19 protein-coding genes are annotated in these 18,571 nt (G+C 64.7%); 9 read left to right on the forward strand and 10 right to left on the reverse strand.

Annotated features, from left to right (window positions below):
- Window positions 1–3: 3 nt before the first annotated feature.
- Window positions 4–999 (reverse strand): zinc-binding alcohol dehydrogenase family protein, encoded by a 996-nt coding sequence (locus T8T21_RS03950; RefSeq protein WP_322336891.1) that lies wholly within the window; start codon window positions 997–999, stop codon window positions 4–6.
- A 110-nt stretch (window positions 1,000–1,109) separates the two neighbouring features.
- Here T8T21_RS03950 and T8T21_RS03955 point away from each other — a divergent pair, with 110 nt between their 5' ends.
- From T8T21_RS03955 to T8T21_RS03975, 5 genes are all read left to right on the forward strand, one after another.
- Entirely contained in the window at window positions 1,110–2,027 is a 918-nt protein-coding gene (locus T8T21_RS03955; protein WP_322336892.1) for a LysR family transcriptional regulator, read from the forward strand.
- 113 nt (window positions 2,028–2,140) lie between these two features.
- A complete protein-coding gene (istA, locus tag T8T21_RS03960; RefSeq protein ID WP_322336893.1) occupies window positions 2,141–3,397 on the forward strand; it encodes an IS21 family transposase in 1,257 nt (418 codons plus the stop codon).
- Window positions 3,394–4,239 (forward strand): IS21-like element helper ATPase IstB, encoded by an 846-nt coding sequence (istB, locus tag T8T21_RS03965; protein ID WP_322336894.1) that lies wholly within the window; start codon window positions 3,394–3,396, stop codon window positions 4,237–4,239. Before istA ends, istB begins: the two co-directional genes overlap by 4 nt.
- Window positions 4,240–4,616: 377 nt before the next feature.
- Window positions 4,617–5,006, forward strand: a complete 390-nt coding sequence (locus tag T8T21_RS03970) for a nuclear transport factor 2 family protein (protein ID WP_322336895.1) — start codon at window positions 4,617–4,619, stop codon at window positions 5,004–5,006.
- A gap of 166 nt (window positions 5,007–5,172) precedes the next feature.
- Entirely contained in the window at window positions 5,173–5,508 is a 336-nt protein-coding gene (locus T8T21_RS03975) for a DnaJ family domain-containing protein (protein ID WP_322336896.1), read from the forward strand.
- 371 nt (window positions 5,509–5,879) lie between these two features.
- Here T8T21_RS03975 and T8T21_RS03980 read toward each other — a convergent pair whose 3' ends face one another.
- The 7 genes from T8T21_RS03980 to T8T21_RS04010 all read right to left on the reverse strand — a co-directional run bounded on the left by T8T21_RS03980 (window position 5,880) and on the right by T8T21_RS04010 (window position 13,991).
- Window positions 5,880–6,956 carry an ABC transporter ATP-binding protein gene (locus T8T21_RS03980; protein ID WP_322336897.1) on the reverse strand — a complete coding sequence of 359 codons (1,077 nt, stop codon included), beginning with the start codon at window positions 6,954–6,956 and terminating at the stop codon, window positions 5,880–5,882.
- 1 nt (window position 6,957) lies between these two features.
- Window positions 6,958–7,944 carry a glycoside hydrolase family protein gene (locus tag T8T21_RS03985; protein ID WP_322336898.1) on the reverse strand — a complete coding sequence of 329 codons (987 nt, stop codon included), beginning with the start codon at window positions 7,942–7,944 and terminating at the stop codon, window positions 6,958–6,960.
- Between the two features lie 25 nt (window positions 7,945–7,969).
- Window positions 7,970–8,848 carry a carbohydrate ABC transporter permease gene (locus tag T8T21_RS03990; RefSeq protein WP_322336899.1) on the reverse strand — a complete coding sequence of 293 codons (879 nt, stop codon included), beginning with the start codon at window positions 8,846–8,848 and terminating at the stop codon, window positions 7,970–7,972.
- On the reverse strand, window positions 8,848–9,924 hold the full coding sequence (locus tag T8T21_RS03995; RefSeq protein WP_322336900.1) for a carbohydrate ABC transporter permease: 1,077 nt from the start codon (window positions 9,922–9,924) through the stop codon (window positions 8,848–8,850). Before T8T21_RS03995 ends, T8T21_RS03990 begins: the two co-directional genes overlap by 1 nt.
- 59 nt (window positions 9,925–9,983) lie before the next feature.
- Entirely contained in the window at window positions 9,984–11,243 is a 1,260-nt protein-coding gene (locus T8T21_RS04000) for an ABC transporter substrate-binding protein (protein ID WP_322336901.1), read from the reverse strand.
- 25 nt (window positions 11,244–11,268) lie between these two features.
- Window positions 11,269–12,303: a LacI family DNA-binding transcriptional regulator gene (locus T8T21_RS04005; RefSeq protein WP_322336902.1), complete on the reverse strand. Its 1,035-nt coding sequence runs from the start codon at window positions 12,301–12,303 to the stop codon at window positions 11,269–11,271.
- A 791-nt stretch (window positions 12,304–13,094) separates the two neighbouring features.
- The gene (locus tag T8T21_RS04010; RefSeq protein WP_322336903.1) at window positions 13,095–13,991 is read right to left on the reverse strand and encodes a LysR substrate-binding domain-containing protein; all 897 of its coding nucleotides are present in this window, start codon (window positions 13,989–13,991) and stop codon (window positions 13,095–13,097) included.
- Between the two features lie 117 nt (window positions 13,992–14,108).
- Between T8T21_RS04010 and T8T21_RS04015 the strand changes: the two genes are divergently transcribed.
- On the forward strand, window positions 14,109–14,813 hold the full coding sequence (locus T8T21_RS04015; RefSeq protein ID WP_322336904.1) for an SDR family oxidoreductase: 705 nt from the start codon (window positions 14,109–14,111) through the stop codon (window positions 14,811–14,813).
- A complete protein-coding gene (locus T8T21_RS04020) occupies window positions 14,803–15,051 on the forward strand; it encodes a DUF6552 family protein (RefSeq protein ID WP_322336905.1) in 249 nt (82 codons plus the stop codon). The genes T8T21_RS04015 and T8T21_RS04020 overlap by 11 nt, the downstream gene beginning before the upstream one ends.
- A 74-nt stretch (window positions 15,052–15,125) precedes the next feature.
- Here the strand turns inward: T8T21_RS04020 and T8T21_RS04025 are convergent, their stop codons facing one another.
- The gene (locus T8T21_RS04025; protein ID WP_322336906.1) at window positions 15,126–15,653 is read right to left on the reverse strand and encodes a TetR/AcrR family transcriptional regulator; all 528 of its coding nucleotides are present in this window, start codon (window positions 15,651–15,653) and stop codon (window positions 15,126–15,128) included.
- Between the two features lie 70 nt (window positions 15,654–15,723).
- Here T8T21_RS04025 and T8T21_RS04030 point away from each other — a divergent pair, with 70 nt between their 5' ends.
- Window positions 15,724–16,794, forward strand: a complete 1,071-nt coding sequence (locus T8T21_RS04030) for an alcohol dehydrogenase family protein (RefSeq protein ID WP_322336907.1) — start codon at window positions 15,724–15,726, stop codon at window positions 16,792–16,794.
- 86 nt (window positions 16,795–16,880) lie between these two features.
- Here the strand turns inward: T8T21_RS04030 and T8T21_RS04035 are convergent, their stop codons facing one another.
- On the reverse strand, window positions 16,881–17,477 hold the full coding sequence (locus T8T21_RS04035) for a TetR/AcrR family transcriptional regulator (protein ID WP_322336908.1): 597 nt from the start codon (window positions 17,475–17,477) through the stop codon (window positions 16,881–16,883).
- A gap of 120 nt (window positions 17,478–17,597) precedes the next feature.
- On the opposite strand from T8T21_RS04035, the gene T8T21_RS04040 reads away from it, so the two are divergent.
- Window positions 17,598–18,548 carry an SDR family oxidoreductase gene (locus tag T8T21_RS04040; RefSeq protein WP_322336909.1) on the forward strand — a complete coding sequence of 317 codons (951 nt, stop codon included), beginning with the start codon at window positions 17,598–17,600 and terminating at the stop codon, window positions 18,546–18,548.
- The last annotated feature ends 23 nt before the right edge of the window (window positions 18,549–18,571 follow it).

The raw sequence follows: 18,571 nt of genomic DNA on the forward strand, positions 1-18,571 counted from the left end.
GCCTCACAGGCCGTCCAGAACCTGCTTGCCGATCACCCGGCCACTCTCCTGCCGCAGATGCGCGGCGCGCAGGGTCTCGGTGCTCAGCGGGCCCGACCGTCCGGTCACCGTGGATTGCAGCGCGCCCGCGTCGACCATTTCCGACACGCGGTTCAGCAGCTCCCGCTGGGCACCGATGTCCCCGGTTTCGAACATCGAGCGGGTGAACATGAACTCCCAGTGGATGCTCAGCGCCTTGGGCTTCGCGGGCTTGATGTGGAGCGCCTCGGGGTCGTCGATCAGCGCGATCTGGCCGCGCGGTGCGATCAGCTCGATGATCGCGGGCCAGTGCTGATCCGTTGCGGTCAGCGCGGCGACATATCCAGGCGGCAGGCCCAGCTCGGCCACCTGCGCCGCGAGATCCCCGCGATGATCTACCACGTGATCGGCGCCCATCTTGCGCACCCAATCCTGCGTCTCGGGGCGCGAGGCGGTCGCGATCACCGTGAGACCCGTCAGCGCCTTGGCGAGCTGGATCAGGATCGACCCCACGCCACCGGCCCCGCCGATGACGAGCAGGGTCTGACCGGTGCCGCCCCCTTCGGTCAGGCGGAAGGACTCGAACAGCATCTCCCACGCCGTGATCGTGGTCAGCGGCAGGCCGGCGGCTTCGGCGAAATCGAGGCTGGCCGGCTTGCGCCCGACGATCCGTTCGTCGACCGCATGAAGCGCGGCATTCGTGCCGGCGCGCGTGACGTCACCGGCATAGAAGACCTCGTCACCCACCTCGTAGCCCGTAACCGCGTCACCGACCGCCACCACGACCCCCGCCGCATCGAAGCCCAAGATCCGTGCGCCGCCGTCGGGCTGCACCGCCGCGCGCAGCTTGACGTCCACCGGGTTGACCGAGACGCCCTTGACCTCGACTAGCAGGTCGCGCGGCCGAACTTCGGGCCGGTCCGCGTCGATGATTTCCAATTTGTCCGCCGCGCCCGCTGCGCGATAGCCGATCGCCTTCATCAGTCATGTCCTCGATGACGTCATTCCGTTGGCCCCAAGATATCTCTTGCGAATTCCTGCGAAACCGGCAGCTTCCGGATTAGATTATTCGGCCTCGGGATATAATCGCCATGGACACCGACAACCTGCGTCTCTTCGTGATGGCGGCCGAACGGCTCAATATCTCCGCCGCAGGGCGCGAGCTGGGCCTTGCCCCCGCGGTCGCGAGCGCGCGTCTCGCCAAGCTGGAGCAGGAGCTCGACGTGGAGCTGTTGCGCCGCACCACCCGCAAGGTGTCGCTGTCGCTGGAGGGGTCTGATTTCCTGCCATATGCCCGCGAAATTCTTGCCCAGGCCGATGCGGCCCGGGCTGCCTTGGGAGGCACGGAAACTGGTCCGAAGGGCACGCTACGCTTCGCCGCGCCGAGCAGCTTCGCGCAGCTGCACATCATGCCGCTGCTGCCCGAGTTCCACGGGCTCTACCCCGATCTCACCCTCGACCTGCGCCTGTCCGACACGCGCTTCGACGCGATCGAGGGCAGCTTCGATCTGGCCCTGCGCAGCGGGCCGCTGAGCGACAGCAGCCTGAAGGGTCGCAAGCTCGCAGACGATACGCGGGTTCTGTGCGCGTCGCCGGCCTATCTCGAGGCGCATGGCACCCCGGCCGCGCCGGCGGATCTGGCGGGCCAGCAGCTCATCGCCTGGAGCAACCTCGAGCCGCGGGAACTGGTGAATGCTGCCGGAGAGAAAGCCCTGCTCGACCCCGCCCGCATGGCCTGCCGAACCATCGTGGATGACGGCGACGCGCAGCGCGAGGCGACCCTAGCAGGCGCCGGGCTGTCGATGAACTCTCTGTGGAACGTCGCCCATGAACTGGCCGCGGGCCGGCTTGTCCGGGTTCTGCCGGAGTGGAAGTTGAACGACCGCTCCGTGCTCTGGCTGGTCTATCCCCGCACCAACGTGCTGACCCCGAAAACCCGGATCTTCATGGACTTCCTGATCGCTCGCCTTGTTAGTGCCGGACGTATTCTCCCCAAAAGTGCCGTTTGAAAATTCCCCAGCTTACCGGGTTTGAGCGCCAAGCTGTGGGGGGCATGCCCCCCACAGCTTGGCAGCGGCCACATCGCATCACCTGATCATGCCGACCGGAATGGAGGCGACGGGTGATCAGACTTGGGGAAGTTGTCATGATCCATGACTTGAAACGGCAGGGGCTTTCGATCTCTGCCATCGCCCGCAAGGTCGGGCTCGACCGCAAGACAGTGCGCAAGCACCTGGAGGTCGGCGTGACCGCACCGGTTTACGGTCCGCGCGCACCGCGGCCGCGGCTCCTTGAGGGGTTCGAGCCCTATCTGCACGAACGGATCCTTGCCTATCCCGACCTGTCGGGACGGCGGCTGCTAAGGGAGATCCGTGGAATGGGGTATGACGGGGGCTACACGGCCGTCACCGACTACCTTCGCGAAGTGCGTCCGGGTCGGATAAAGCCCTTCGAACGCCGCTTCGAAACCCCGGCCGGTCGTCAGGGTCAGGTCGACTTCGCCCAGTTCCGGGTCGAGTTCACCGATGAGCCCGGCGTGGTGCGGATCGTCTGGCTGTTCACCATGGTGCTTGGCCACAGCCGCTGGCTCTGGGGACGCTTCTGCGCCACGCAGGACCTGCAAACGGTGATGCGCTGTCATATCGATGCCTTCACCGCCATGGGCGGGGCACCGCAGGAGCTGCTCTACGACCGAATGAAGACGGCGGTGATCGACGAGGACGCCGAAGGGGTGATCACCTACAACAGCTCGCTGGTCGCGCTACTCACGCATTACGGCGCGCTGCCAAGAGCGTGCCGCCCTTACCGGGCCAAGACCAAGGGCAAGGTCGAGCGTCCCTATCGCTATGTGCGGCAGGACTTCTTCCTCGCCCGGACCTTCCGCAACATGGACGACCTGAATGCCCAGTTCGAGGACTGGCGCACGACCATCGCCAACTCCCGCCTCCACGCAACGACCCGGCGGATCGTCAATGAGCATTTCGCCGAAGAGCACCCACATCTGACCGCGTTGCCGGTCATCCCCTACAGCGCCGTCTTGACCGTGGAGCGGCGCGTGAGCCACGAGGGCATGGTTTCGGTGGGCGGCAATCTCTACAGCGTGCCGGACGCCACCCGCAAACGCGTGGTCGAAGTCCAGAACCATCCGCGCGAGATCCGCATTTTCGAGGACCGCGTGCTGATCGCCGTGCATCCGGTGCTGGAGGGCAAGAACCAGCGGCGGACCGATCCCAGTCACCGCAAACCCGTGCCGCCGAGACCGCCTGAGCTTTTGATGCCTGCCATGCCAGGACGGGTGACAGAGGTGGGGCGTCGACCGCTCGCCTTCTACGATGCCGTCGCCAAGCGGATGGCCTCAGGCGAGGGGCTGCGGAAATGACCGAAATCCTCGACCGCATTCGTGCCAGCCTTGTCGGCTTGCGCATGACCCGGGCGCTCGAGGCGCTCGACCATACCCTCCGCCGGCTCGAGCGCGGCGAGATCACCGCCATCGAAGCCATCGACGGCCTGTTGGCGGAGGAACATGTCACGCGTGAAGGGCGCAGAGTGACCGTCGCGGTGAAGACCGCGCGACTGATGCCGATCAAGACGCTCGAGAGCTTCGACTTCTCCTTCCAGCCTTCGCTCGATCGCGGGCGAATTCTGGCGCTGGCGCAACTCCACTTCATCGAGCGGGCGGAAGTCGTGCATCTGCTCGGCCCTCCGGGCACCGGAAAATCCCATCTCGCAACTGCCTTGGGCGTCGAGGCCGTCAGGGCCGGCAAGCGGGTCTACCGCGCCAGCCTGGCTGAGATCATCGACGCGCTCAGTCGGGCCGAGCGCGACGGCCGCTTGCCGGAAAAGCTCCGCTTCTTCAGCCGCAACAGCCTGCTCATCGTCGACGAGATCGGCTACCTGCCCATCACCCCTGGTGGCGCGAACTTGTTCTTCCAGCTGGTCAATCACCGCTACGAGAAGGGCGCTATGATCCTGACTTCGAACCGCGGCTTTGCCGAATGGGGCGAAGTGTTCGGCGACCCGGTCGTTGCGACCGCGCTGCTCGACCGCCTCCTGCACCATGCGATCGTCGTCCAGATCGAAGGCGCTAGCTACCGCTTGCGGGCCCATGCCGACCTCATGCCCGAACATACCCGCGCTCACGCTGCCATCGCGCCGCCTCCGCAGCCAAAACGCCGAGGGCGCCCCCCGAAAGACGGGAGGATCGATCAACTGCACGGCTGATCACCGCACCCGGAAACTGGGGAATTTTACTTCGGCACTTCTGGGGAAACTTCAGGCGGCGTTGACACGCCTGTCCGGACATGCGGGATGGAGCGAATGAGCTGTCGCCTGTCGCGAGAGTGCAAATGTCGCAGCCGAGGAATGCCGCTGCGCCGCTCCAGAGAATCGTCATCGGTCTCCTGGCAAGGGAGAATGGTTTTGACAGGTCTCGATGGGACCGATACCGAGATTCCATGATCCGTTGCCATCAGACCTCGAGCTATTACCGCCGTCCCTGACGGCGGCTCGATGATGCGTGACGATCAGAAAAGCCGCCGCCCATGGGCGGCTCGATCGGTTCAGAGGCGTCCGGGCTTGGTTCCCCAAAGGAGACCGGAATGACCCTCGATGACCTCTGCCACCGCTACCTCGACGCCCTGAACACGGGCGATCTGGAGGGCGTGCGCGCCCTCTTCACCTCCGACGCCGAGATCGTGTCGCCGCTCTACGGCGTCCGGCCCGCGCACGACTTCTACGCCGAGCTTTTCGCGGATACCTCCCGGTCGGAGACGACGCTCCTCAACGTCTTCGACAGCTCTGCCGAAGGCCGCTCCGTCGCTCTGCATTTCCGCTACGTCTGGACCCTGGCCAGCGGCAAGGTCGTGGAGTTCGAATGCGTCGATGTCTTCGAGTTGACCGAGGACCGGCAGCGCTTCACCCGGATGACCATCATCTACGACACCGCGCCTCTGAGGGCCGACTTCGAGGCTTCCCGGAAGCGAGCCTGAGCACTGCCATCTAAGCGGCCGTTCGTGTTGCGCGCAGGGAACGGCCGCTTCCCACCCTCCCCTGCTTTGGTGCTTCCAGCCCTAAGCCGACCTTCATGCCTTGCGTAGCAAAGGTCAGCTTCGAGCCCTTAGTATCCGTTACCTCAATACTTTGCTATTGGTCAGCATGATTCGAAATCTTCAGAAACTCATTGAGCGCCAGATACAGAAAGCGAAGCTGCAAGGTCAGCTTGAAGGTCTTGAAGGCGAAGGCACACCACTGCCCGATCACTCTGCGGATGCTTTTGTGGATGCGGGAGAAGCAGTGGGGTTCCGCATCATGGCTCAGGCCGGTGTCGTGCCGGAAGAAATCGAACTCAAGAAAAAGATGGCTGCGCATCAGAGCCACCTCGCCACGCTTGCGAACGGGCCTGAACGGAAGGAAGCGATGGCTGAACTCGCTCGCCTTGAACTGCGATACAATATCGCTCGTGAAGCTCGCCAGAAGTTCATGCGCAGATAAATTCTACTCCCCATCTTTTCTGGAAAGCACCGCGAGCACTTCTCCTGATCGTGCACCCTCAGCGCACGTCAGCTTCGTCCGCTCACTGGACCTCGGCCCGACCTGCGGCGAATGTCGGAATGTCGGCTTACCGGCCAATCTTTCACGGCCGATACTGGCCATAGGCTACCGCCCGAAGGCGCAGTGCAGCGTCCACTTTGCGTAATTCGGCCCAGGCCGCAGCGAAGGTAGGCTTCCTGCCCTTCCCTACCGAGGCAGTTCCAGGACCTCGGCCGACATTTCTTTCCCGCTCAGGGAACAGTTGCTTCTACCGCTTCGCGACGGCCGATGAGGCCGTCGCCTGTGTCCGACATCTTGGCATCAAACGGCGCTTAGTTGGGGCTTCCCCGGAACAGGTGCGTCTGCTCTGGGCGGAAGGTCAGACTCACCTCACGGCCACGCTCGAACACGGCATCCTCTGAGAGCGCAGCAATCAGAGGACTGCCATCGGTCAGCTCAAGATCGACCACGGTTTCCGAGCCGAGCCGTTCGGTCAGCTTCACTTTGCCGTGCAGCTTGCCCTCCGATGGGTCAAGCGAGGGGTGCAGGTATTGCGGCCTCAGGCCCAGCGTCAACCTTTCGCCGGGACGAAGCCCGTCGAGCTTGCAAGGCAGTTCGATCGGGTCGAGCGCAGGGTTCTTCACTACTGCCGAGCCGGTACGCGCCTCGGCCACCTCGACCTCGATCAGGTTCATGGATGGCGCGCCGAGGAACTTGGCGACGAAAAGGTTGGCGGGATTGTGATAGAGATCCATCGGCGCGCCGACCTGCTGCACCTCGCCATCCTTCAGCACCACGATCTTGTCAGCCAGCGTCATCGCTTCGACCTGATCGTGCGTGACGTAGATCATCGTGGTCTTGAGCTCCTTGTGGAGCCGGCCGATCTCCATCCGCATGTCCATCCTGAGCGCCGCATCGAGGTTCGACAGAGGCTCGTCGAACAGGAACACCTCCGGCTTGCGGGTGATGGCGCGCCCGATCGCGACGCGTTGGCGCTGGCCGCCGGAAAGCTGGCTGGGCCGTCGGTCCAGCAGGTGCTCCATCTGGAGGATGCGCGCCGCCTCCTGCACCGCGGCCTCCCGCTCGGCCTTAGGGGCCTTGGCGACGGTCAGGCCGAAGCCGATGTTCTCGCGCACCGTCATGTGGGGGAAGATCGCGTAGCTCTGGAACACCATGGCGATGCCGCGTTCCTTGGGCTGCACCTCGTTCACCACGCGACCGCCGATCTCCAGCGTTCCGTCGGAGATCGTCTCCAGTCCCGCGATCATCCGCAGCAAGGTCGACTTGCCGCAGCCCGACGGGCCCACGAAAACCACGAACTCGCCATCCTCGATCTCGAGGTCGATGCCCTTGATCACCTCCGTCGCGCCGAAGCGCTTGCGGATGTCCTTCAGCCTCACCGTCGCCATGTCATTTCCCCCTGTCGGAAGCTTCGATGTAGAGCAGTCCCTCGGCGTCGACCTTCACCGGCACCGGGTCCATCACATAGCCGCCGAAAGCCTCCTTGCCGCCGTCCCGAAAGCCCATCAGCACCGGGCCCGTTTCGGTCATCAGCACCCTTGCCGCGTAGCGATAGCAGGGCAGATCGCCGTCGAGGAAACCGGGGGCCACCCGCCATGGCCCGCGCGGTCCGTCACCGACGAGGTAGTGGTTGCCGGTGACCGGCGGCACGCCTGCCTTGGTTTTTCGGTCCTCGGACCAGTGGATGTCGGCGGTGCAGAACAGGCAGTACCAGCGCCCGTCGATCTCGAAGGGCTGCGGCACCTCGAGCTGGCCGTAGTCGCCGACGAAGACCGGGGGCTGGAGCGTCCACTCGTATAGGTCCGGCGAGGTCGCGAAGCCGATCGCGCCACCGGCATTGGCTTCCTCGATGCCCGGCGCACGGGCGGTGAAATACATGAGGTAGCCGTCGCCGTCGGGGTCCTTCATGACGAAGGGATCGCGCATCGCCCGGTCGGGCCAGAAGCCCACCTGCATTTCGGCCTCGTAATGCGCGGCATTCGGCCCTTCCATGTCGAGGCAGAGGCCGGAGCCCACGCGCTCCCAGGAATGCATGTCGGTCGAGGTGGCGTGGCCGATGCGCTGGTAGAGCCCCTTCTCGGCCGAGCCGCCGCCGGTGTAGAACAGGTGCCAGAGCCCGTCGGTCCCCTGGATCACCGAACCGGTCCATGTGGTGGTGTCGTCCCAAGCTGGCTTAGGCGCGGGCTCAAGGCAGGTGCCCTTGTGTTCCCAGTTCACCAGATCGTCCGAGACGGCATGGCCCTGAGAGACGTTGAAGTGGCGCAGGTCCGGATCGCCGAGCGACTTGTCGGCTTGCAGGAAGTAGCCGTGCCAGCGCTGCCCGTCATGGGCGTACCAGCTGTCCCAGATCCATTTGTCGTCGAGTGCGAGGGTCATGTCGTGTCCTTGCGAATGAATGGCGTCAGCCCTTCACGCCGGTCGAGGCGATCGAGGAGATGAAGGCGCGTTGCAGCACGAAGTAGAAGGCGAGCACCGGCAGGGTGATCAGCGACAGGTAGGCCATGATCTCGCCCCAGGCGCGGTTGAGCTGGAAGAAGTATTGCAGCCCGACCATGACGGGGCGGTAGGTCTCTTCCTGCACCACCATCAACGGCCAGAGGTACTGGTTGTACATCACCAGGAACTTCAGGATCGCGGCGGTGGCCAGCACGGGGCCAGCGAGCGGCATGACGATGCGGCGGTAGATCATCCACCAGCTTGCGCCCTCGACGCGGGAGGCCTCGATCAGTTCGCGCGGCAGGTCGCGGAAATACTGTACGAAGAGGAAGATGGTCAGACCGTCGGCGACGAAGGGCAGGATCTGCACCCTGTAGGAGTTCAGCCAGCCGAAGCTCAGCCCGTCGAAGCCGATCCAAGGCAGCTGGTTGACGATCAGCAGCAACGGGATGGCGATGGTCTCGAAGGGCACGATCAGCGTGGCGAGGATGATCGACAGCAGGACCCCCGAGCCGCGCCACTCGAGAAAGACGAAGGCGAAGGCGGCGAGCGAGCACACGAGGAGCGACAACACCACCGTGACCGCCGTCACAAGGATCGAGTTGAAGATGAACAGCCTCACCGGTGCGCGCTGGAAGGCGGCGGCGTAGTTGTCGAAGGAGATGTCGCCCACTGGGAGGAAGGCTCTCAGGCTGCCGGTGTCCGACAGAAGCTGCTGATCGGGTTTGAGCGAGCTCACCACCATGAACACCAGCGGGAAGATGAAGATCACCGCGATCAGCACCAGCACCGCATAGCGGACAGCCAGCCTGAGGCCGCGATTGGACGGATCGATCTGGGCCATCAGTTGCGCTCCCGCGTCAGGTATCGCTGGATCAGCGAGATGGTGAGAACCAGCAGGAACAGCAGTACCGAGATGGTCGAGCCGCCGGAAATGTCCTGCTTGCCATAGCCGCGTTCCACGGCCTGGAAGACGATGGTCTGGGTGCTGTCGAGCGGCCCGCCGCCGGTCATCACGTCGATCTGCGCAAAGAGTGCGAAAGCCTGCATGGTGATGACGATCAGGATCAGCACGGCGGTGTTTCGCAGCCCCGGCCAGGTCACGTAGCGAAAGGTCTGCCAGCGCGAGGTGCCTTCGATCTCGGCCGCCTCGTAGAGTGTCGGGCTGATCGTCTGAAGCCCGGCGAGCCAGATCACCATGTGAAAACCGACCGCCTGCCAGATCGACATCGCCATGATCGCGGGCAGTGCCGTGTCGGGATTGCCGAGCCAATCGACCGGCTCGAAGGCACCGAAGGTGACTGCCGAGAGGATGTTGTTCAGGAGGCCGTCATTGCCGTCATAGATGAAGCGCCACAGCAGCGAGACGACGACGATCGAGACCACCACCGGCATGAAGTAGATGGTGCGGAAGATGTTGATGCCCCTGAGCCGCTGGTTGATCAGCAGCGCCAGCCCCAGTGCCAGGGCGGCCTGTACCGGCGCCACGACGAGGACAAAGGTCAAGGTATTGACGATCGCGGTCATGAACACGACGTCGCGCGCCAGCACCACGACCTGGTTTTCGCCCCAGCTCCAGCTCAGCCATTCGCGCATGCCATCGAGATGCGCGTAGTCCGGATTGCCCCGGGTGAAATTGCGCAGCCGCGGATACGCGAGCGCGCCGTCCTCGTCGCGGATGAGGGCGCCCTCATCATCGCGCTCCGGTTCAAGCGTGAGGACCCCCATCCCCATCAGCTGGCGATAGTTGTCCAAGCCCACCCATTCGGTGGGGTTCGGCGATATCAGCCGCTGATTGGTGAAGCTCAGCCCGAAGGCGAAGAAGAAGGGCAGGATGATGAAGACCGCGATCAATCCGAAACCCGGGAGCGCCATGGCCCACCCGGCCCGGTTCGATTGCGTCAGTCTGGAGCGGGACATGGGTCACCTCGCGTCTGGGGCCGGCCCCCTCGGGAGGAAGGGGGCCGGGCTGGGGAGGATCAGTGGCCGTAGCCCTGGTTGCGCTCGATGTCGGCGTCGATCTCGTCGACCGCCGCATCCAGCGTGTCGACCACGTCGGCACCGTTGGCGATGTCCGCGAGCGCCTTCTCGAACACCTTGGCGGCAACCACGTAGCCGGGCGATACCGGCCGCAGCTTCGCCTGGCTTTCGGAGAGGTCATAGAACACCGCCATCGGGCCGCCGTCCTTGTAGTTCTCGGTCATTGCGGCCGCGCTTTCGGTCGGCGGGATCAGTCCGATGCCGTTCGAGAAGGCCGCGAGATACTCATCTTGAAGCGCGAACTCGATGAAGGCCGCCGCCCCCTCGGGGTGTTCGGAGGACGCCGAGACGCCGAACTGCCAGCTGGCCGCGCCGATCACCGGGCCATTGCCGAAATCCGGTGCCGGCAGGAACAGCGTATCTTCGCCGTATTCGTCGAGGATGTTCATCGCGGCCCAGTTGCCGTTCCAGCTGATCGCGTATTTGCCCTCGACGAAGCCGTTCTCGCGGTCGGCGGGGTCCTGGCTGGTGCCGGGCACAAGGTCGCGCTCGAACAGCGACTGCCACCATTCGCCGAACTCGACCGCGGCATCGCCGTTCAACGCGCCTTCGGCCGTGGTGTAGGTCTCGCGATCGACGATGTCGCCGCCGAAGCTTTGCAGGAAAGGACTGAAGGCATAGGGATACCATTCGCCCGTCCAAGCCATGCCGAGATCGAGCGGATACTGGAAGTCGCCGCTATCCTTCAGCGTCACCAAGGCGGCGTCGAATTCCTCGAGCGTCCAGGGCTCCTCGAGCGTCGGAATGCGGATGCCGTGCTCTTCGAGGTAGCTCTTACGCGTCACCATCGCCACCGCAGCGTCCCACAGTCCGATGGAATAGAGTTCGCCACCCCATTCGCCCTTGGTACCGGGCAGGAAGTTCTCGATGATCGTCTCGTCGATCGGCAGCGGCTGAAGGTAGCCGGACCAGGCCCAGTTCGGCATGACGGGGCCGTCGACATCGAGGATGTCGGGCAGGTTGCCCGCCAGCGCCGCGGCGATCACGCTGTCATTGTAGCTGCCCTGCGGGAAGCTCTGCAGGCTGACCTCCCATTCATTCTGGCTTTCGTTGAAGTCGTTGACGATGCCGTTGATGATATCGCTTTCGACCTCGTTGCCGGCGCCGTGATACCACATGCTCAGCTCGGTCTGCGCAGCCGCACCGGTGGCGAGGGCGCTGGCAAGGATCGTGCCTGCTATCAGGTTCGTTCTGGTCATTTTCGGGTCTCCTCCCAGTTGGATGTCAGTGTTCGGTTACGGATTGGCGCCAGCAGACCGGTCCGCCGACCAGTTCGACCTCGGTCGGTGCCGGTGCCCCCGCGATCAGCGAAAGAAGACGGCGCGCCGCCGCCTCGCCGATGCCGCGATAGTTCAGATCCGCCGTGGTGAGCGGCGGGTACAGCGTCTCGGAAATGACGCGGTAATCGTCGTAGCCGGCAACGGAGATTTCCTGCGGCACGCGGATGCCGCGATCGCGCAACTCGCCATAGAGCCGGAGGGCCAGTTCGTCGTTGCCGCAGCAGATCACGCTCGGCCGATCCTCGAGTGCCAGCAGTTGGTCGAGCGCGGAGGTGAGGAACGGCTTGGGTCCCTCGCCGCGATCCGCAAAGCCCTCGACCTCCAGCGCCGGGTCGAAGGCTATTCCCGCGGCCTCCAGCGCCTCGCGATAGCCTTGGCTGCGAAGTTCCGTCGCGACCATGCCCGCGGGAAGAGTGAGATAACCGATGCGACGATGCCCGGCAGCGATAACCCGTTCGACCAATGCGCGCTGGCCCGCGCGGTCGTCGGGCAGAACCGCGGGCGTGCCTGCGGCGTCGAAACAGTTGGCCAGCACCAGCGGGGTGCCGCGCGGGTCGAGATCATCGATCCGCTGATGATGATCGGCGACATAGACAAGCCCTTCCACCCGGTGCTGAGCGAAGGTCGCCATCAACTCGGAGGCGCGATCCGCCTCGCCCCCGGTATCGGCGATCATCAGGGTCATGCCCGCCTCGGCCACGACGCGTTGGATCGCCTGCACGATGAACAGGTCCGGCAGGCCGGATGGCCCGGCGCTTCCGTCACCGCGAGAGATCGCCCCGGTGATCAGCCCGATCAATCCGGACCGGCTGGAGCGCATCGTCCGCGCCGCACGCGAGGGGCGGTAGTCGAGTTCACGAATAGCAGCCTCAACCGCATCGCGTGTCTTGGGCCCGACCGGCGCATCACCATTGATCACCCGCGAGACAGTCTTGGGCGAGACGCCAGCTCGCTTTGCGACATCGTAGATCGTGGCCATCGTCTCGCTCCCCTCACCCTAGCCATTCACACCAGATGGAATGACATCGGTGTCATGACATCGGTGTCATAACGGATAGCATTCCGTTTGGTCAACCGTTTTCAGATTGCGCTCGCGGCTGCGGTTTAAGATCTGACACCGCGATTTACCGGCGCTGACAGGTGGTAATCCTGTCAGTCGCATCGAAGCCCGGAAGCGTTTTACAGGTGTATGAACACCGTCTGGCTCTGCCCTACACCTCTGCCCGCAGTCACCTACGCTGGAGGTGACGCTAATATTCAGGGACCGCTTACTGCCTGCTTCGGACCTTGGCACCGAGCGCGGCAAAGGTTGGCTCTCTGCCCCGCGCGACAGGGTCAGCACAGGCATCGGAACACGCGCCCTCGGGTGGCTGCGATGAGAAGGGACTTATAGAATCTCAGACGAAACGCCCCCGTAGGGGCGTTGTACCAAGCAGGTTTCCCTCGATGCCCGGCTTGACCGATTGTCTTTTCGATCCGCCGGTTCTCCCTTGCGGAGCCCCCCTCAAGAACCGGATCGCGAAAGCGAACGGCAGCTTGCCACTCTTCCCTGCTCTGGTGCTCCCGGCCCGCTGTGGACATTGATCCGGTGCGCCGCGAACTTTTCCACGCGCTCCAGAACGGTCCTGCGGCAGGAAAACTGCCGAGATAGCGTCGGAGCGCATCGCAAGACGTCTGATCTTCCCTCAGTTTGGGCCGCACCTCTGAGCAGGTTACTGGAGCGTCCAATGATGATGCTGGTGGGCGCCCTTCATTAGTCGATCTATCGCTTCAACCCTGCCGAGCTTCGCCACGCGCCATGCTGAGCAGCCAGTCCCTCACGCGCATGGCCGCATCGGATGCGCCCTGACGCGGCAGCAGGGCGTAGAAGTCCTGCCCCCCTTCGAGCGCGGCGTCGACAGGCTGCACGAGGCGACCCGCATCGAGGTCCCGCTGCACGAGGAAGCGGCTGGCCAGGGCGATGCCCTGACCGGCCAGAGCCGCGTCGAGGCTCAGCGTCGTCTGGCTGAACCGAGGTCCGCGTGGCGCGTCCAATTCGGTCCCGAATGCCATCTCGATGAACTGCGGCCAAAGATCATGCGTGTCGTGCAGCAATGTGATGTGGGAGAGCGCCGCCGCATCGAGAAGCCCACCCTGTTTGGCAACCAGTTGAGGCGAGCACACCGCGATAACCTCCTGCGGAAACAGCAGGTCGCCGCGCAGGCTCGCCCCGAATGGCGGGCGCCCCTGCCGAACCGCCAGGTCGATGCCGTCTGCATGAAAGCTCATGACCCGCTCGGTCGCGGTGATCCGCAGGTCGATCCCGGGATTGGCTTGGGTGAACTCCGCAAGCCGCGGGATGAGCCATTTCGATGCGAAGGTCGGGGTCACGCTGATCGTCACCCGCGACGGCGTTTCCCGAAGCGCAGCGGTCGCGTCCAAGAGCTGGGAAAAGGCCCGGGCGACAGCGACATGATAGACCCGCCCCTCCTCGGTGAAGCTCAGCCCCCTTGTCTCGCGAAGGAACAGACGCAGGCCGAGGTGTTCCTCGAGACCGCGCACCTGCTGGGCCACAGCCCCCTGTGTCACACCCAATTCCTCCGCCGCCCCGCGGAAGGACAGGTGCCTTCCGGCCGCCGAGAAGGCGCGCAGCCCGCTCAGGGAGGGCAGATCTGCTTCGCTCGACACGATAGTTCTCCTACACCCACGCGACAGTTCACCTGACTGGTCGCATTCATTCAAGCCTCTTATCTGAAGATCCATGGGCGCAACAGGCGCCGCAGGAAAGACAAGGAGCGCGCAGAGATGGCGACAGGAAAAGTGGCGCTGATCACGGCTGGCGGCAGCGGCATGGGGGCTGGAGCCGCGCGGCGGCTGGCGGCCGACGGATTCAAAGTCGGAGTGCTGTCCTCTTCGGGCAAGGGGGAAGCTCTGGGCAAGGAACTCGGCGGTTTCGGCGTCACGGGCTCGAACCGATCGGTCGAGGATCTGAGCCGTCTCGTCGACGGGGCGATGGAACGCTGGGGGCGGGTCGACGTGCTGGTCAACTCGGCGGGGCATGGGCCCAAGGGCGATATCCTCGAGATCACCGACGAGGGCTGGCACGACGGGCTCGAAGTCTACCTGATGAACGTGATCCGCCCCACCCGGCTCGTTACCCCGCTCATGGCGGCGCAGGGCGGCGGCGCGATCATCAACATCTCGACCTTCGCGGCTTTCGAGCCCGACCCGCTCTTTCCGACATCGGGCATCTTCCGGGCGGGTCTCGCCGGCTTCACCAAGCTCTATGCCGACCGGTATGCGGACCGGAACATCCGCATGAACAACGTGCTGCCCGGCTTCATCGACAGCCTGCCCGAAACGGAGGACCGACGGTCGCGCATCCCGATGGGCCGTTACGGCCGGGAGGAGGAGGTGTCCTCGCTGATCGGCTGGCTCGCCTCCGAGGACGGTGGCTACGTCACCGGCCAGAACTGGCGGATCGACGGGGGCCTGACACGTGGCGTCTGAGGCGACCGATATCGCGGGCCGGGACCGGACCGCCTTCGCCGTGAAGTGGGTGGCCTCGGTCATCCAGATCCTCGGCTATGCCGGGACGGCCTTCGGCTGGACGCCGTGGAACCTCTACCTGTTCGTCGTTGGAGTTCTCGGCTGGCTGTTCGTCGGCGTGCTGTGGAACGACAGGGCGATCATGCTGATTCACTTCGTCGCCCTCGGCGCGATGCTGACAGGCATGGCAAGCCAGTGAGGTCTATGCTGGCTTCGAGCGACGGATGGCGGCATCTACCTCGGACGAGCCAGGTCACCGGGTGGAACTCGTCGTCATGCGGCCTCGCGGCTCAGCAGGCCGTGCCCCAGCCGCTTCGCACTCGCTACGGCGGCATCGCGATGCAGCGACCACGCCTGCGTGAGACCTTCCATGATCACCGAGAGTTCGATCTCGTGGCCCTCGAGCCCGGTGGACGCGGCGGCGCGGCGTGCCACCTCGGCTTTGTGCCGCCCCAGCACCTCGCGCAGCCGCACGCTGCCGGGCTCGGCGGCCACTGCGCCGTGGAACAGGCAGCCATGCGCGGTCTCGGTTGCCATCCATGCTCCAACGCGGTCGAGCAACACGTCCAGCGCCGCCGCCGGTGCGTCCGGCAATCCGTCGAAAAGGTGCGCGAGGTAGCGCGTATGTCGATGCTCCAGCGCCGCCAGCACCATGTCCGCGCGCGACGGCACATACTTGTAGAGCGTGCGCAGGCTGACGCCTGCCGCATCGCGCAGATCCTCGACGCTGGGCTCGGCGAAGCCGCGTGCGGCGAAGGCCTGCTCCAGCCCGGCGGCGATCCTGGTCATCGTATCGGTCATGCTTGACGATGTAGAGTGATCCCTCTACCTGATCAAGTAGAGCAATCATTCTACACGACGGAGCAACCCGATGACCCTTCCTGACACGATGAAGGCGATGGTCCTGACCGGCCATGGTGGGCTCGACCGGCTGGAATGGCGCGAGGACATGCCGGTGCCGCGCCCCGCCGCTGGCGAGGTGCTGATCCGCGTCGGCGCGTCGGCGGTGAACAATACCGACGTGAACACCCGAACCGGCTGGTATTCGAAGGCCGTGCGCGGCGATACGAACTCCGCTGCGGCCACGGGCTATGACGGCGCCTCGGATGCCGACGGCGCTTGGTCAGGGGCCCTGAGCTTTCCGCGCATTCAAGGCGCCGATTGCTGCGGCGAGATCGTCGCTGTCGGCGAAGGGGTGGCCCCCGCCCGCATTGGCGAGCGGGTGCTGGTACGGCCGATGCACCGGCCCGCGGGCGGCGCCGAGGACGCGCTGGTCACCTTCGGATCGGAACGCGATGGCGGTTTCGCGGAGTTCACCACGATCGCGAGCGAACATGCGCTGCGTATCGACAGCCCGCTTTCGGACGTGGAGCTTGCCTCCTTCCCATGCGCCTTTTCGACCGCCGAGGGCATGATCCAGCGCGCGCGCCTCGGGGCCGAGCGGGTGCTGATCACCGGTGCCTCTGGCGGTGTCGGCTCGGCGGCGGTGCAGCTCGCCAAGCGGCGCGGTGCGCATGTCACGGCGGTGACCAGCCCGGCCAAGGCGGACGACCTCAAGGCTTTGGGTGCCGGCGCCATACTGCACCGCGACGACGCCCTGCCCGAGAGTGCCTTCGATGTCGTGCTCGACCTCGTCGGCGGCCCGCGCTGGCCTTTTTTGCTCGAGGCGCTGGCAGTGCGCGGTCGCTACGTGACCTCCGGTGCGATCGCGGGACCGATCGTCGAGCTGGACCTGCGCACGCTCTACCTCAAGGATTTGACGCTGATCGGCAGCACCCGGCAGAACCCCCGCGTCTTTACCGATCTGGTAGGCTATATCGAGCGGGCCGAGATCCAACCCGTCCTCGCCGACACCTACAAGCTGCGTGATCTGCGTGCGGCGCAGGAGGCGTTTCTGTCGAAGTCGCACATGGGCAAGATCGGGATCGAGATCGCGAACTGACGCGAGATTGCGAACACATCTTGCCATCGCGGGGCGTCATCACGCCATGATGCCGCCCCGCTCATCGGCCCCGACCATGCGTGCGATCAGCCTCCTAGGCCGTAATGCGCGAGGAACATGTCCACGCAGTCGGCGATGACGGCATCCGGATCGACCTCGGCCTTCGCGCCCATCAGGAACTGCGGCCAGATCAGGAAATGCTTCACCATCGACAGCAGCTGGCCCGCCGCGAAGCCCGGTTCGGCCTCGCGCAGCGCGCCCGCCTGCATTCCTTCCGCGATCAGCCCCGAGATCGGACCGTCCTGCATCGCGGCCTTGGCGAAGAAGGCCTGCGCCAGATCCTGATCGCGCAGCAGCTCCGACATGACCAGCCGGTTGAGGCCCATATATTGCTCGCCGGTCAGGTGGCCGACGTAATCCCGCACCGCCGAGATCAGCTGTTCGCGCAGCGGCACATCGGGCTGGTGGCGCAGCTTCGGCACTGCCGCGATCTCTTCGAGCAGGATCTCGGTGATCGCGGCGAACAGCAGCTCCTTGCTTTCGAAATGCTTGTAGAGCGTGCGCTTGGACACCTCGGCCAGTTCCGCGATCCGGTTCACCCGCGCGGCCGGAAAGCCCTGCTCCCGGAACTCCTGTATCGCCGCCACCAGAATATCTTTTCGTTTCTTATCAGTTAGTTTCATCGATTCCGTCCCGCCGCGCCGCGATTTTATAAACACAGGGGTTTACACCTACTGTTGCTTGCACCTATGTAAACACCACGGTTTACAAACGCAAGCGCTGCGGCGCCGGAGGACACCACGATGAAACATACTCAATTCGGACCGAAGGGCTGGACGCCCGAGCTTCTCGGCAACCTTGTCGGCAAGACCTATGTCATCACCGGCGCCAACGCGGGCGCGGGCTTTCAGGCGGCGCGCATCCTTCTGGGCAACGGCGCGGAGGTGGTGATGCTGAACCGCAGCGCCGAGAAATCCGCCGCCGCCGTAAACGAGCTGCGCGAGGAATTCGGTGCCGCCGCACCCGTGCGTTTCATCCGCATGGACCTCGCCGAGCAGGCTTCCGTCCGCATGGCCGCCGAAGAGGTGTTGAAGACAACCCCGCGCATCGACGCGCTGATCTGCAACGCCGCCATCGCCCAGGTGCCCACGCGCAAACTGACGCCCGACGGTTTCGAGAGCCAGCTCGGCACCAACCATTACGGCCACTTCACCCTGTGCGGCATGCTGTTCGACCGCATCGAGGAAGCGCAGGGCCGGATCGTGGTCGTCGCCAGCCTCGGCTACAACATGGGGCTGAAGACGATCCGCTTCGACGACATGAACTGGAACGAGGGCTACGGCGCGAACACCGCCTATTCCCAGAGCAAGCTGGCGCAGATGATGTTCGCCTATGAGCTTCAGGACCGGGTAAAGGCGGCCGGCCGCAACGTCGAGGTCTATGTCTGCCACCCCGGCTCGTCCGCGACCTCGCTGATCTCGACCAGCGGCAGCCGGACGATGCGTCTGATCTGGTGGCTGATGACCAAGACGCCGATGGTCCAGACCGCCGAGCAGGGCGCCTACCCGGAGGTGATGTGCGCCACCGAAGAGGCACTGACCGAGCAGCGCGCGCTCTATGGCCCCACCGGGACCAGGGAATTCGTCGGCCCGGTAGGACGCGGCACGCTGAACGCCCATGCGCACGACAAGCCGGTCATGGTCAGGCTGTGGGAGCGGTCCGAGAAGGACACCGGTTTCAGCTGGGCCCTGTAAGGGCCTCGCGATCCCGCCGAGAC

The sequence above is a fragment of the Limimaricola variabilis genome, assembly GCF_034371605.1.
In the GTDB taxonomy this organism is placed as follows: domain Bacteria; phylum Pseudomonadota; class Alphaproteobacteria; order Rhodobacterales; family Rhodobacteraceae; genus Limimaricola; species Limimaricola variabilis.

Excerpts from the sequence above, each read along its gene's own strand:
- T8T21_RS03950 (WP_322336891.1), bottom strand. The coding sequence starts at position 999 with ATGAAGGCGATCGGCTATCGCGCAGCGGGCGCGGCGGACAAATTGGAA.
- T8T21_RS03955 (WP_322336892.1), top strand. The coding sequence starts at position 1,110 with ATGGACACCGACAACCTGCGTCTCTTCGTGATGGCGGCCGAACGGCTC.
- istB (WP_322336894.1), top strand. The coding sequence starts at position 3,394 with ATGACCGAAATCCTCGACCGCATTCGTGCCAGCCTTGTCGGCTTGCGC.
- T8T21_RS03970 (WP_322336895.1), top strand. The coding sequence starts at position 4,617 with ATGACCCTCGATGACCTCTGCCACCGCTACCTCGACGCCCTGAACACG.
- T8T21_RS03975 (WP_322336896.1), top strand. The coding sequence starts at position 5,173 with ATGATTCGAAATCTTCAGAAACTCATTGAGCGCCAGATACAGAAAGCG.
- T8T21_RS03980 (WP_322336897.1), bottom strand. The coding sequence starts at position 6,956 with ATGGCGACGGTGAGGCTGAAGGACATCCGCAAGCGCTTCGGCGCGACG.
- T8T21_RS03985 (WP_322336898.1), bottom strand. The coding sequence starts at position 7,944 with ATGACCCTCGCACTCGACGACAAATGGATCTGGGACAGCTGGTACGCC.
- T8T21_RS03990 (WP_322336899.1), bottom strand. The coding sequence starts at position 8,848 with ATGGCCCAGATCGATCCGTCCAATCGCGGCCTCAGGCTGGCTGTCCGC.
- T8T21_RS03995 (WP_322336900.1), bottom strand. The coding sequence starts at position 9,924 with ATGTCCCGCTCCAGACTGACGCAATCGAACCGGGCCGGGTGGGCCATG.
- T8T21_RS04000 (WP_322336901.1), bottom strand. The coding sequence starts at position 11,243 with ATGACCAGAACGAACCTGATAGCAGGCACGATCCTTGCCAGCGCCCTC.
- T8T21_RS04005 (WP_322336902.1), bottom strand. The coding sequence starts at position 12,303 with ATGGCCACGATCTACGATGTCGCAAAGCGAGCTGGCGTCTCGCCCAAG.
- T8T21_RS04015 (WP_322336904.1), top strand. The coding sequence starts at position 14,109 with ATGGCGACAGGAAAAGTGGCGCTGATCACGGCTGGCGGCAGCGGCATG.
- T8T21_RS04025 (WP_322336906.1), bottom strand. The coding sequence starts at position 15,653 with ATGACCGATACGATGACCAGGATCGCCGCCGGGCTGGAGCAGGCCTTC.
- T8T21_RS04030 (WP_322336907.1), top strand. The coding sequence starts at position 15,724 with ATGACCCTTCCTGACACGATGAAGGCGATGGTCCTGACCGGCCATGGT.
- T8T21_RS04035 (WP_322336908.1), bottom strand. The coding sequence starts at position 17,477 with ATGAAACTAACTGATAAGAAACGAAAAGATATTCTGGTGGCGGCGATA.
- T8T21_RS04040 (WP_322336909.1), top strand. The coding sequence starts at position 17,598 with ATGAAACATACTCAATTCGGACCGAAGGGCTGGACGCCCGAGCTTCTC.